Source organism: Streptomyces sp. NPDC023157 (assembly GCF_055560575.1).
On record NZ_JBVHIL010000008.1, the window covers coordinates 419685 to 432047 of the forward strand.

The 12363-nt window shown below is 68.7% G+C and carries 12 protein-coding genes and 2 pseudogenes; 8 read left to right on the plus strand and 6 right to left on the minus strand.

The window, feature by feature from the left end; genetic code table 11:
- The first annotated feature begins 16 nt into the window (after positions 1-16).
- From ACZ3ZE_RS28455 to ACZ3ZE_RS28465, 3 genes are all read left to right on the plus strand, one after another.
- Positions 17-661, plus strand: a complete 645-nt coding sequence (locus ACZ3ZE_RS28455) for an NADPH-dependent F420 reductase (RefSeq protein ID WP_467261301.1) — start codon at positions 17-19, stop codon at positions 659-661.
- 201 nt (positions 662-862) lie between these two features.
- Positions 863-1177, plus strand: a complete 315-nt coding sequence (locus tag ACZ3ZE_RS28460; protein WP_467261303.1) for a helix-turn-helix domain-containing protein — start codon at positions 863-865, stop codon at positions 1175-1177.
- Entirely contained in the window at positions 1093-1509 is a 417-nt protein-coding gene (locus ACZ3ZE_RS28465) for a transposase family protein (protein ID WP_467261350.1), read from the plus strand. The genes ACZ3ZE_RS28460 and ACZ3ZE_RS28465 overlap by 85 nt, the downstream gene beginning before the upstream one ends.
- Positions 1510-1616: 107 nt before the next feature.
- Here the strand turns inward: ACZ3ZE_RS28465 and ACZ3ZE_RS28470 are convergent, their stop codons facing one another.
- Together ACZ3ZE_RS28470 and ACZ3ZE_RS28475 are read right to left on the minus strand one after the other, a co-directional pair.
- Complete coding sequence (locus ACZ3ZE_RS28470) at positions 1617-2156, minus strand: SMI1/KNR4 family protein (RefSeq protein ID WP_467261305.1); 540 nt, start codon at positions 2154-2156, stop codon at positions 1617-1619.
- A 378-nt stretch (positions 2157-2534) separates the two neighbouring features.
- Positions 2535-3044 (minus strand): hypothetical protein, encoded by a 510-nt coding sequence (locus ACZ3ZE_RS28475; protein WP_442304830.1) that lies wholly within the window; start codon positions 3042-3044, stop codon positions 2535-2537.
- A 310-nt stretch (positions 3045-3354) separates the two neighbouring features.
- On the opposite strand from ACZ3ZE_RS28475, the pseudogene ACZ3ZE_RS28480 reads away from it, so the two are divergent.
- From ACZ3ZE_RS28480 to ACZ3ZE_RS28490, 3 genes and pseudogenes are all read left to right on the plus strand, one after another.
- Positions 3355-3480, plus strand: a pseudogene (locus ACZ3ZE_RS28480) (RNA polymerase subunit sigma-24); the annotation flags it as partial.
- Between the two features lie 230 nt (positions 3481-3710).
- Positions 3711-4910, plus strand: coding sequence for a S8 family peptidase (locus ACZ3ZE_RS28485; protein ID WP_467261307.1), 1200 nt, complete (start codon positions 3711-3713; stop codon positions 4908-4910).
- Positions 4911-5162: 252 nt separating this feature from the next.
- Positions 5163-6221 (plus strand): hypothetical protein, encoded by a 1059-nt coding sequence (locus ACZ3ZE_RS28490; RefSeq protein ID WP_467261309.1) that lies wholly within the window; start codon positions 5163-5165, stop codon positions 6219-6221.
- Here ACZ3ZE_RS28490 and ACZ3ZE_RS28495 read toward each other — a convergent pair.
- A complete protein-coding gene (locus ACZ3ZE_RS28495; protein ID WP_467261311.1) occupies positions 6194-6958 on the minus strand; it encodes a GlxA family transcriptional regulator in 765 nt (254 codons plus the stop codon). The genes ACZ3ZE_RS28490 and ACZ3ZE_RS28495 overlap by 28 nt on opposite strands.
- A gap of 91 nt (positions 6959-7049) precedes the next feature.
- On the opposite strand from ACZ3ZE_RS28495, the pseudogene ACZ3ZE_RS28500 reads away from it, so the two are divergent.
- Positions 7050-7235: pseudogene (locus ACZ3ZE_RS28500) on the plus strand (transposase family protein); the annotation flags it as partial.
- Between the two features lie 12 nt (positions 7236-7247).
- Here ACZ3ZE_RS28500 and ACZ3ZE_RS28505 read toward each other — a convergent pair.
- A complete protein-coding gene (locus ACZ3ZE_RS28505) occupies positions 7248-7778 on the minus strand; it encodes a hypothetical protein (RefSeq protein WP_467261356.1) in 531 nt (176 codons plus the stop codon).
- Between the two features lie 857 nt (positions 7779-8635).
- A complete protein-coding gene (locus tag ACZ3ZE_RS28510; RefSeq protein ID WP_363291545.1) occupies positions 8636-8869 on the minus strand; it encodes a hypothetical protein in 234 nt (77 codons plus the stop codon).
- A gap of 320 nt (positions 8870-9189) precedes the next feature.
- Between ACZ3ZE_RS28510 and ACZ3ZE_RS28515 the strand changes: the two genes are divergently transcribed.
- A complete protein-coding gene (locus ACZ3ZE_RS28515) occupies positions 9190-10578 on the plus strand; it encodes an aspartate ammonia-lyase (RefSeq protein WP_467261312.1) in 1389 nt (462 codons plus the stop codon).
- A gap of 250 nt (positions 10579-10828) precedes the next feature.
- Here the strand turns inward: ACZ3ZE_RS28515 and ACZ3ZE_RS28520 are convergent, their stop codons facing one another.
- A complete protein-coding gene (locus ACZ3ZE_RS28520; protein ID WP_467261314.1) occupies positions 10829-12259 on the minus strand; it encodes a pre-peptidase C-terminal domain-containing protein in 1431 nt (476 codons plus the stop codon).
- Positions 12260-12363: the final 104 nt, after the last annotated feature.

Here is a 12363-nt window from a genome sequence, read left to right on the forward strand (position 1 = left end):
CCAGGAGTGTCACCGCATGACCCGCATCGGCATTCTGGGTGCCGGGCGCGTCGGCGCCAACCTCGCCGGCAAGCTCTCAGCAGCCGGACACCATGTCACCCTTGGCGTCCGGAGCCCTGAAGACGCCGCTGCCCGCATGGCTGCTGTCGTCCCGCGGATCGCCTTCGCCGACCAGCGCACCACCGCCCGCACCACGGACCTCGTGATCAACGCGACGCCCGGGGAAAGTCCCCTGGAGCGCCTCAGTCGCCTGCGTACCGAGGTCTGCGGAAAGATCCTCATCGATGTCTCCAATGCCACCCAGGCCGCCGCTGGCGGCTTGCCCGGCGACCTGTGCTACCCCGGCAGCAGCCTCGCCGAGAAGCTCCAGACCGCGCTTGCCGACACTCACGTGGTCAAGACCTTCAACACCATGCTCTTCATGGTCATGACCGCTCCCGAAACCCTGGCCACCCCACCGACCGCTTTTCTCTCGGGCAACGACGGACACGCGAAGAAGACTGTCACCGGCCTGCTCGGAGACCTGGGCTGGCAGCCCGAACGGATCGAGGACCTCGGCGACATCACCACAGCCCGCGCCACCGAGGCCGTGATCCTGCTCGTGCCCCACATCCTGCGGCGACACGGCTTCAAGCCTTTCGCCGTCTCCCTCGCCCGCTGACTCACCAGAACCGGAGCCGGGCAGTCGGCTCGGCTCTTTCAGAGTGGCCAGGGATCGGGCGAGGGGCCGATGTGTCGCAACGCACGAGGCTCCTGTGCCGTTGAGAGAGATGTTCGATGTATCAACTCATCAGCACAGGAGCCTAGTTGGTTCCCCGTCCTGCCGCACTTGACCTGCCTCATGCGGTGGTCGAGTGGTTCGATGCTCATCGTTACCCGCGAGGAAGGCCGACGGCGCACGCTGCCGCCCCACCAGGGTGCACTCGTGGGCCTGGTCTACCCGCGCCGGTACGACACGCTCGCGCAGATCGCTGCCGGCTTCGGTGTATCCGTCGGCACCGCCCACGCCCACGTCCAAGCCGTCGTCCAGCACCTGTCCGGCCGGGCATCCGGCCTTCTGCGTGTCCTGCGCGAGAGGATCCTGATGACGTCCTGCTCGGCGGGACGCTCGCCGAGTGCACCCGTGCAGGCGACAGCCGGGCCGACTTCTCCCAGAAGCACGTTCGTCACGGCGTGAACGTACAGGTCGTAGCCGACCCCTCGGGCAAGCTGCTGTGGATCTCGCCCGCGCTGCCCGGCCGTACCCATGAGCTGACCGCGGCCCGCACCCACCGCATCATCCGGATCTGCGAACGCCAGGGTGTTCTGACCCTCGCCGACCGCGCCTGTATCGGGGCCGGCCCCTGGGTGACCACACCGATCAGAGGCTCCCGAACCGGGACCTCACCGGGACCCGGCGAACGGTCAACCGGGCCCGGTCAGCGGCACGAGCACCGGTCGAACGCAGCATCGCGCGACTCAAGGTCCTCGCGGATCCTCCGCAAGCCCGCTGCAGCCCCAGCCGCATGACCGTCATCGTCGCGGCGTCCTCACCCTGGAGCGGCAACGCTGACGAAGCTCATTGCGGTCCAGGTGAGGACGGACTGGCGATGGCCGGCATGCGGTGAACAAGCGCCTCACGACCAGACGAGTCGGCCTTCGGCAACCGCGCAGACCGGATGGTTTCCATCGGCGATCTTCGTCAGCATCTCGGCTACGGAGTCGAAATATTGGGCCATCGATTCGTACTCGCCCGTGACCGTGACCTCACCCACGAACCAGCTGCCGACACGCCCGTCCCGCACATCGATGAACTTTCCCATCCAGCCGTCCTGGTCCGACAGGAACGGGATCCACTCATTGCGCCAGAACGGATCGTCCGGCTGGTCCGGAGGGTCGAATCCACAGTGGGTAGAGCGGTTCGCGTGGAGCTTCTCCATCGCCCGGATGCCCAGGAAGAAGCTTCCCTCGTCCGGGAACCCGTCGAAGCCGCAACATGCCACTTCGTCGTCGGCGTCTTCCTCTGGAAGGTCCAGACTGTTCTGCAGCAGCCACGTCCGAAGATCCTCAGGGAGCGAGATCCCCATCCGTTCCTCGGCGGCCGCGAGCGTCTGCTCAGTAGCGGGCCCTGGGAGGTCCGCGTGATCGGCCGGCGCGTGCTGCTGAAGAAGAGCCATCACGCGGGACCAACTCTCAGCCACACTCATCGTCCTCTGCCCTCTGTGCATGGATGCCTCTGTCCGACTGCTCTACGACGGGGGTGGCGAAGTGCCGACCGGAGAAACTTGCAGGGATGCTACTTCGAACCTGCCTCCCACCCCCGCGACCATCTTCCGGCCCGAAGCACAGTGCCGGCTCCTCAGCCTGGTGACCGTGCGTCAAACAGCCGCGCGCCCAGGCCGTCGGGTACACCGACCGAACCGCCCTGTTCCTGCGCTTCCTTGCCGACCTCCTCTCGGAAACTTCGAGCCAGTTGGCCGGAGTCAGCTCACCCCCACGCCATGACGTCAGTCGTCCGAGCCGCCCTCACCCTGGAGGGGCGAAGCTGAAGATGCTCAGTCATCGATCCCGAGGAAGAGGATGGTGGCCCAGTCGCTGGTGACCAACAGGAGTTGGCGCGACCATATGGTGCCCATGCCGATGCGGGGGCCGTCGACGTCACCGGAGGTTCGGACGGGCCCCAGATGGGCTTCGATGAGGTCGGCGATGCCGTCGGCGAGTTCGCCTGCCCGCCGGATCTCGACGGGATTGCGCAGGCTGGTGTCTGGCCACCTGTTGGCGGGCTGCATGAACCCGTCGGTCACCTCTCGGCGGAGAATGTCCCGCCAGGCTCGTGGTGACTCGAACGGGACGACCGACGTTCCTACCTGGTGTCCACTGGCTCCCGCGTCGTACACGGCTTGAGCGAGACCCTTCAACCAGTCATGACCGGGCGATATCCCAGCCACTGGGATGACAGGGGACAGCTCGATGGACGACACGAATGGGTTGCCGTCGTCGAGTAGGTCCTCGAGTGTTCCGGCTGCGGCTGACACTGTGTCTGGAGCGTCGAGTGGGTTCAGCATGGGCGTCTGGGTCCTCTGTGCGGTTCCGCGCTTCGGCCTCAGTGTGTCAGCAGAACACGTGCACGCTGCAAGGGTTTTGGGCGTTCGGCGCTCTTCCGCGGCGGGGGTCTGGTCCGTGGCCGGGATGGCATCGATCACCGGCTTGTAAAGGGTGCAGACGCCTCGCCCACGGTCTCCTTCCTGCGCGGCTCCGGCAAAGCTGATGTCACCGCCCGCTGTACGGCTCGTAGCCAACGCCGCACACCGGTTCCTTCCGGGTTCGACTGGTTCAGCAGGGTTTCCCCGTGATGGACCTACGGAATCCATGGTGCGCGACAGCGATCTTGCGGCGGCGGCGCGCCACGGTGTGGAGGCGGCGAGGAAGGCCACCGGTAGTCCCGGACGGGACCACCTGACACGTCAGGCCGCCTGGCTCAGCACCCGCCTGGGTCACTGACTCCACGTCAACTCTCCTTGCTTCTCCGAGGTTCGCAGAACGTGGCCATTTCAGGGAGGGGTTGGCGTGGCGACGTGTGCGAGGTGGAGGCGATGCGGAGGGTCTATTAAGAAACCTTGTTGAATAACCGCTTACCCCGGGTTCGGTCTTGATTTGCTCCCGCCAACCCGAACAGGGTTCCCTCGAACGTTTGACGCCCCACACGTCAACACGAGGAGAGATCCCCTTTCATGGCAACTCACAAGCGATCGCGCGGCCTTCGCAACACGGCCATAGCCACAGGTGTGGCAGGTGCCGCCGCCGCGGCGCTGTTCGCCGGCAACCTCGCCGGGGCGGCCGCCCCGGCCGAGGGCACCGTGTACGGACTCGGCGCCCCGGGCGCCGTCGACGGCAGCTTCGTCGTCATCCTCGACGCATCCGCGAACAAGGCGGACCTCGCGAAGAAGTACGGCGGAACCCTCCAGCGCGCCTACGGCTCCAAGGTCAACGGCTTCTCGGCTTCGGGTCTGACCGTCCAGGAGGCCAAGCGGCTCGCCGCCGACCCGGCCGTCGACACGGTCGTGCAGAACAAGCGCTTCAGCATCAAGGAGACGCAGGAGAAGCCCCCGTCCTGGGGCCTGGACCGGATCGACCAGACCGAGACGGCCGGCGACGAGAAGTACGCGTACCCGGACGGCGGGGGAGAGGGCGCCACCGCGTACGTCATCGACACCGGCGTCCGGATCTCGCACCAGGACTTCGGCGGCCGGGCCACCCACGGCTTCGACGCCGTCGACAACGACAACTCGGCCGACGACGGCAACGGCCACGGAACCCACGTCGCGGGAACCATCGCCGGAACCTCCCACGGCGTCGCCAAGAAAGCCAAGATCGTCGCCGTACGGGTGCTCGACGACAACGGCTCCGGCACCACCGAGCAAGTCGTGGCGGGCATCGACTGGGTGACGCAGCACCACTCCGGCCCCTCGGTCGCCAACATGAGCCTCGGCGGCGGCGCCGACGAGGCGCTCGACGCGGCGGTCCAGCGCGCCATCGCCTCCGGCGTGACCTTCGCGGTCGCCGCCGGAAACGAGTCCTCGGACGCTGGCCAGGGCTCGCCGGCGCGGGTGCCCGAGGCGATCACCGTGGCGTCCAGCACCAAGGACGACGAGCAGTCGGACTTCTCGAACTTCGGTGCGGTGGTGGACCTGTACGCCCCCGGCTCGGACATCACGTCCGACTGGAACGACAGCGACACCGGCGTCAAGACGATCTCCGGCACGTCCATGGCCACGCCGCACGTGGTGGGGGCCGCGGCCCTCTACCTGGCGGCCCACCCGACGGCGACGCCCGCCGACACGGCCGCCGCACTGACGGGGGCGGCCACGCCGGACGCCATCAAGAACGCCTCCTCCGGCACGGCGAACAAGCTCCTGAAGGTGGCGCCGTAAGCGCACACCCATAGCCGAAGCGGATGGCCCCCACGACGTGGGGGCCATCCCCGCTTCCCGCTGGTAGTCGGTGCCGAACGCCCTCAGCAGCTCCTTCGGGGACTCGGCCACCACGGCGGAGGACGCACCCGGGCTGCCGTACGCCCAGCCGGCGTGGACCAGGAGTGCGCCGGCACCTGGGGAGGGGAAGCCGGGGAGACCGGCTGCCGGTGCGCGACCTGCGGGGAGCCTGGGATGCGGCACGATGGTCCGATGAACGTACAACAGGGAAGCGCGGCCGAGGAGTCCGTCGGGGACCTCGCCCGGCGACTCGTCGCGCTGGACACGGACGGCTGGACACCGGAAGGTGTGAGGGCTGTGGCGGCCGAACTGGGGTGGGCCTGGGGCGGTACGTCGGACGCTCCCGTGCTGATCACTGGCCGGTCCTCGGGAGATGCCCGCTTGCGCCCGGTCGGCGATTACGAGAAGCGGCACGTCGACGGCGAGTCGTACGTGGAGCTCGCGGTCCCGGTGGCTGTTCCCGGGCCGGACGCCGCGGCTCAGGCTGCGGCCTTCCTCGCCGCGAAGGAGGAAGTGACCGCGGCGCTGGGCAAGCCGTCCATCATGGGCTCGCACGGTGACATGGGCCCGTTCTACGACAGCGAGCCGCTCTGGGGCGCTCCCTTCCTGCGTTGGCGCGGTCGGCCGGACACGCTCGAACTGCGTGCCGGGAAGTCGGGTCCGGAGCTGGTCCTGCAGCCCACCGGCCCCGCCGAGAGCTGGTTCTGGCGTCAGGGCAGTGGCGAGGAGCACGCGATCAGCGGATTCTTCGGGAGCACTCGCGACCAGGCCAACGTCGGCCTCGGCTTCCCCGGCGGTTGGACCGCCCGTAGCTGGGAGACCGTCACCCGCACGCTGGGGGAGTTCCTGGGGGTGCTTCCTGCCGAAACCAGCGCCCTGGGGATCCGGATCGGGATGCCGTTCTACGGGCGCGACGGTCGAAGCGCACCCCTCCTCTTCGACGTGGTGTGCGGTGACCGGCTCTCGATCGCCTGCTTCGCTCCGGACGACATCGATCCGGCCGCACTCGGCTGGGGCACGGTCGCCGAATTCCCGCACACGGCATCGGTCTTCGGTGACGACGATCCGGTGTGGCGGGTGGACGCGGGCGGCCCCGGCGAGCCGAAGGGCCGCGCACTCGCCGAGATGCTCGTGGCCACGGCCAGGGCGGCGGGGGCGAGCGATCCCACCGACCTGATCATCGGTGGCGAGGCGGGGTACGTGGACGGCTACCACGTCACCTACTACGGGCTGGGCCTGCCGACCGGTTGACCGCCTCCGGGGCGCACCGCTGCGGAGGTGCGCCCCACGGCGCTCGCCTGGACCGAACTCGACAGGAGGAGGTGTGCGGCCGTCTCCGTGCGTACGCCCCGGACGTACCGGCCGGGCGGCTCCCCGAGGTACCTGGTGAAGAGCCGGGTGAGGTGACGGGGGGTCTTCCCGACGCGAGCGGCGAGGGCGGGCGTGCTCAGGTCGTCGTTCGGGTGCGCGGCGATGGAGGACGCGAGGACGCGGACGGAGCCCTCGCGAGGCGGCGGTGCCGCGGTGAACACGCTCATCTGACGCTGATCGCCGGGTCGTTGCATGTGGACGACGAGGTGCCGGGCCACCCGGCGCGCCGGCTCCGGGCCGTGGTCCCCCTCGATGGAGGCCAGGGTCAGGTCCAGCGCGCTGGTGATGCCGGCCGACGTGTACACGTTGCCGTCGCGGATCCACAGGGGCGCCGGGTCCACCCGTACATCCGGGTAGGTGTCCGCCAGGTGTGGGGCGAACTGCCAGTGGGGGGTGGCCCGTCGGCCGTCGAGGAGACCTGCCGCGGCCAGCACGGCCGCGCCCGTACAGCCCGATGCGACCCGGCGGCTTACGCGGCTGAGGCGCCGGACGTGGCCGACGAGGCGGGGGTCCGCGGCGAACCGTCCGACGCCCAGCCCGCCCGAGACGACGAGCGCGTCCAGCGGCCCCTTCGTCCGTTCCAGGGAGGCGACACCTGCCAACGTGAGCCCGGGCACCGCACCGGATGGAGGCCCCGCCCGGGGCGATCACCCGCACGCGGTACGGCGTGCCGGGGTCGAACGGCTTTCCGTCCTCCGAGACCGCCGGCAGGATGAGTGTGACCGCGTCGGCGACAGCCGCGCCGACTACTCAGTCAAGCACCGCCGGCACGGCGTGAGCGTCCAGGTCGCCACCGAGCCGGGCGGGCACGTGTTGCGGGTCTCACTGGCTCTCCCGAGCCGGGCCCACGACCTGACCGCCGCCCGCACGCATTGCATCATCCGGATCTGCGATGGAGGGGTTGCGTCAAGCGAGCGGATGTCCTCCGTGGCCGGCTGGGCCTGGGGGCATAACGTCGCGCTCCCATGGCGAGACGCGGTATGCATGGAGAGCCTGATCGTCTTGGTCTACGGTCTTCGCACCCCCGACGTCGGAGGGATCCAAGCGGATCGTGGCGAGAGACTCGCGCTGGTCTCGGAAGTTCTCCATGATCCCGGAGAAGTCCTTCAAGAGGCCCTGATCCAGCATCAGTTTAGCCAGTACCAGTTCCCCTCCCCTTTGCGGCTCTTCCTGCTCGCGCGCCCGAATGTCCCTCAAGAAGACGAGAACGTCAGCGACGGTGTCGGGGCTCGATGCCCAAAGGTGCTCTCGGAGGTCGCGCGACTCACTTCCATGCTCAGGTCGCACGGTGGGCTGTGTCGGCACGTTGAGCCCCTCAGGCAACATTCCTGGCAGCTTCCAATACTCAAGCCCGCCCCGCACAGCCTCCGCTACGGACTCCTGAAGCTCCACGGGGAGCGACGGCACGTCTGCGACGAGTTCGGCGATTTCGTCCACTGCCGCCGCCTGCCACAGGGCATCGAACCGATCGATCTGCTCCTCTGGAGTGGTTCTGCGGGCACGCGCACCCAAGACCTCAACAAGTGAGTCCAAGACGTCCCGGCTCGGTAGTACCGGGCTGGTGAACGCGGCATGGAGTGTGCTTCGCGAGGCCCGTGTCGACGCATCCATGGCCTGGAGCATCACACTCAGAGACGGTCGCCCCGCCCAGAGGTGAAGTGTGTGCAGCGCATCATTCAGAGCCTTCAGCGGCCCCTCTGGCAACTCCGGCCTCTTGAACAGACCCGGCTTCCCCATAACACGCCCCCTGCGTCCAGAACCGTCCAGAACCGTCCACCAGCATCTCACCTCGTACGCAGCCGTCGGATTGCTTCGTATTACGTTCGGGTTCGTGGGAATCCGTAGCTGTCCGTCTCCATGCGTCCTAGCAGGTCACAGCCTCGTGCACCCTGGTCTCACAGAGCAAGTCACCACGACTTAGGGGAAGTTGACATGCACGAGTTGCTGAACCTCGCCCTCGAAGGGCTCCTCGCAAACATGCCATCGCAGATCCTCGGCAGCGCAGTAGGAGCCGGCGCCGCTATCGCCTGGAAGCGGTGGCAATGTCGCCGCCAGGAGCCGAGTGGCTCGCGTCGGCCCCGAGGTGGAGGAGTGGCTCTCGCCGTCTCCGGCCGGTCGGCGAGAAGGGCCCTGTGTGCCGTCCGCGGTGTTCGGCGCGCGGGGGCCCTTTGCGGATCCCATGCCGGTGGGGACGGTGCGACGCCTGCCGGTGAGGCCTGCCAGGAGGCCGGGCGTCGGCCGAAGCGGTCGCCGACCGCCCCGGCGGTGAGGAGCGGGGACGCGAAGGCGAGGTTCTAGGCGCCGACGATCCAGTGCAGGTCACGCGTCGAGACGTCCAGCTGCCGGCTGAGCTCGGAAGGCGTGACGTCGACGATCGTCGTGTCGAGGGTGATCGCCAGGGCGTCCAGACAGGCCGTTCCGAGAACGATGTTCTGTCCTGAGGACGCCCTGACGGGCAGGGGCGCTGGGCCGACCGGCGGCAGGGTGCCGGGTACGCGGCCTGGTCCGCGGTCCGCGGGCTGAGTCATCTGCTCATCGACGGACCACTCCGTGAACTGCCCGAGCGTGACGTCCGGCTCGCCCTCGATGTGACGCTCTCGATGATCAGCCGCAGCCTCTGACCGGGCGGTCGGCCGGTCCTGCCGAGGCGGCGTGACCTCGTCGAGGGTCGGCTGTTGTGTACCGCCCCGCCCGTGGGCGTCCCCTGCGTCCGCCCTTTCGCTGTCGACGGGCACCCGTTGCAAGTAACGCGTATTCCGTATAGCGCTCTTGAATGCTTGAGTGTAATGATTGGTACTGGGGGGCAGGGTGTGCTGCCCCAGAGAGACCGGAGGCCGCGACAGTGAGTTTGCAGCGCACAGAGCACGACCTGATCGGTGACCGCCTGGTGCCGGAAGACGTCTACTACGGCATCCACACGCTGCGCGCTCGCGACAACTTCCCGCTCACTGGCATCGCCCTGTCGGCGCATCCCGAGCTGGTGGAGGCACTCGCGGCGGTCAAGGCGGCCGCTGCCGCGGCACACCGGGATCTCGGTGTGCTCACCTCTGAACAGGCGGACGCCGTCATCCGGGCGTGCGAGGAGATTCGTGAGGGACGGCTCCATGACCAGTTCGTGGTCGACGTGTTCCAGGGAGGGGCCGGCACGTCGGCGAACATGAACGCCAACGAGGTCATCGCGAACCGCGCCCTGGAGCTGCTCGGCCGCGAGCGCGGCGCCTACGGCCACCTGCACCCCAACGACGACGTCAACCGTTCGCAGAGCACCAACGACGCCTTCCCGACCGCTGTCAAGCTCGCCCTGCACGCGGCCGCGGGCCGGCTCCTCGACGGCATGAGCGTGCTGGCCGGTGCCTTCACGGAGCGCGGCGGCACCTTCGCGAAGACGGTGAAGCTCGGCAGGACGCAGCTCCAGGACGCGGTGCCGATGACCCTCGGGCAGGAGTTCGACTCCTTCGCGCTCACTGTCCGGGACGACGCCGAAGTGATCACCCGGGCCTCGGGCGCCCTGCTCGAGGTCAATCTGGGCGGGACGGCCATCGGGACCGGTCTCAACGCGGAGGCGGGATTCGCCCAGGCGGTGATGCCGCACCTGGCCGCGATCACCGGCCTCCCCGTGCGCCCGGCCCGCGACCTGATCGAGGGCACGCAGGGCATGGGCGGTTTCCTCCAGCTCTCCAGCGCGCTGAAGCAGTACGCGGTCCGGCTGGCGAAGATCTGTAACGACCTGCGGCTGCTGTGCTCCGGCCCCAGAGCGGGCCTGGGTGAGATCAGGCTGCCCGCCCTCCAGGCCGGTTCCAGCATCATGCCCGGCAAGGTCAATCCCGTCATCCCGGAGGCCGTGAACCAGGTGTGCTTCGAGGTGATCGGTGTCGACGCCTCCGTCTGCGCGGCAGCCCAGGCCGGCCAACTCCAGCTCAACGCCTTCGAGCCGCTGATCGTGCACCTGCTGCTCAACTCCTTGAACCGCCTCGACGCGGCGAGCCGCCTGCTGGCCGAGCGGTGTGTCCAGGGCATCGAGGCGAACGAGCAGCACCTTCGCGAGCTGGTCGAAGGCTCCGCGAGTCTCGCCACGGCCCTCAATCCCGTCATCGGCTACCAGCGTGCGACCGAGCTGGCGCAGGAGAGCCTCGACACCGGTCTGTCCGTGAGGGAACTCGCCAGGCGCCGGGGACTGCTCTCCGAGGAGGAGCTGGAAGCGCGCCTCGACCCGTGGACCCTGGCCCATCCCTGCTGACCGGCGACGTGGAAGGAGGTCCGCGCCAACCTGTCGAGAAGGGGTGGCCCCCCAGGGGCCCCGTCCGGTTCCGTCCTGCCCGTGTCAGGGGCGCCACGCCCCGCTGCGCCGGCGACCGGAGGCCTCGCCTCCCCGCCCCGCGCGCCGCGCAGAACGGTGGTCCTGACCGGCATTCGACTGCCGGTCAGGACCACCGTGCGTCCTTGAGACTTCCAGAGCCAGGTGCGGCGCGCGGTGTAACAGGGAGGGGTCAGCTCTTGGTCACGCTGCAGCTGTAGGAGGCCGTTCCCGAGCCGGCGTATGCCTCCAGCTCGAGGTAGTACGTGCCGGCGCCCGCGGTGGTGCGGGTGAACGAGACCGACTCGTCCGAGCCCACGCCGTTGTTGACGGAGCGCTCCAGCGTGCTGCCGGTCGAGTCCAGCCAGTAGAGGTCGGCGTCGTAGGCGCTGGGCACGGCGCAGTTCACCGAGGCGGTCTGGCCGGAGTTCAGGCTGACCTTGAAGTAGTCGCGGTCGGTCGTGGACTGCATGGAGCCCGTGACGGTCCCGGGCGACGCGAGCGTCGTGGCGTCGTCGGCGGCGTCACGGGTGTCGTTCGGCTCGGTCTCCACCAGCGTGCTGCCGCCGCTCTGACTGCCGCAGTTCGTCTGGGGGGTGCCGGTGTAGAGGTTGGCGTCTGCGACTCCGTTGTTCACGCTGCGGAGGTAGTAACCGCAGGTCGGACGGTTCTTGAAGTCGAAGGTCGAGCCCGGCGTCAGGCGCCAGATCTTGAATCCGGAGTACGTCAGGGGCTTGCGGTCCACGGCCTGCTCGGGCTGGTGGTCGGCGAGGACGACGTAGGCGTCCTTGCCGTACTGCGTGGCCATGCCGTTGCGGTCGAGGTACAGCGAGCCGCCGCCCTCTTCCACGCCGACGCCCCAGGCCGCGCCGCCGGGGGCGAGACCGTCCTTCACCGCACGGGCGAGGAAGGACATGGTGCGGCCCATCCGGTCGCGGGTCACGAAGTGGGAGTCGTTGATGACGCCCGCGTAGTTCGGCCACTGGAACATGCCGGTGGTGAAGCTGATGTAGCGGTCGTAGGGGTTGGCGAGTGCCTCGGCGCTGGTGACGCTGCCGTTGCAGGCGTCGTAGACGATGGGGCTGTTGATGTGGTGGCCGGCGCTGCCGCCGCCGGATCCGCCGCCCTTCGCGACGACGGACTCGACGGAGGCCTCCAGCGCGGTGCCCTTCCACGCGGTGTAACGGCACTGGTCGCCGCCGGCGAAGTAGACGAACTCGGCGTTGCGGACGTCGGTGTTGACCTGGCTGTTGTTGCCGTCGTTGGCGGCGGTGAGCGTCCAGGTCGTACAGGAGTTCACGCCCGGCAGGGTCATGACCGTGTCGCACTCGGGCGTCGCGCTTCCCGAGGTCGGTGCCGAGCCCGCGAGGACGACCACGTCCATCGTTCCCGTGCCGCCGGTGATGTCGTTGACGGCGCGGCTCATGGAGGCGGGGATGACGGCTCCGGCGCCGTTCATCGTGAAGGCCGGCCCGTTCCAGGACGTGCGGCTGACGTCCGAGGGGTTGCCGAGGCGGATCCTGTTCGCGCTGGCGTGGGCGGGCTCCTGGGCGGTGAGCGTGAGGGCGACCGAGAGCAGCGCGACCGCTGCGGCGGTGGAACTGAGGGACAGACGTGACGACATGAGGGGCTCCTGAGGGAGGGAAACGGTGCCTCGTCGGTCGGCTGGATGTCGCCTGGCCGAAAGCCGATGAGGTTGGTAGCGGAACTTACAAGTCATCGCCTCTG

Bases quoted from the DNA above. Each gene is read 5' to 3' on its own strand.
- ACZ3ZE_RS28510 (WP_363291545.1), bottom strand. From the start codon at position 8,869: ATGACTCAGCCCGCGGACCGCGGACCAGGCCGCGTACCCGGCACCCTG.
- ACZ3ZE_RS28485 (WP_467261307.1), top strand. From the start codon at position 3,711: ATGGCAACTCACAAGCGATCGCGCGGCCTTCGCAACACGGCCATAGCC.
- ACZ3ZE_RS28490 (WP_467261309.1), top strand. From the start codon at position 5,163: ATGAACGTACAACAGGGAAGCGCGGCCGAGGAGTCCGTCGGGGACCTC.
- ACZ3ZE_RS28520 (WP_467261314.1), bottom strand. From the start codon at position 12,259: ATGTCGTCACGTCTGTCCCTCAGTTCCACCGCCGCAGCGGTCGCGCTG.
- ACZ3ZE_RS28475 (WP_442304830.1), bottom strand. From the start codon at position 3,044: ATGCTGAACCCACTCGACGCTCCAGACACAGTGTCAGCCGCAGCCGGA.
- ACZ3ZE_RS28455 (WP_467261301.1), top strand. From the start codon at position 17: ATGACCCGCATCGGCATTCTGGGTGCCGGGCGCGTCGGCGCCAACCTC.
- ACZ3ZE_RS28460 (WP_467261303.1), top strand. From the start codon at position 863: ATGCTCATCGTTACCCGCGAGGAAGGCCGACGGCGCACGCTGCCGCCC.
- ACZ3ZE_RS28470 (WP_467261305.1), bottom strand. From the start codon at position 2,156: ATGGCTCTTCTTCAGCAGCACGCGCCGGCCGATCACGCGGACCTCCCA.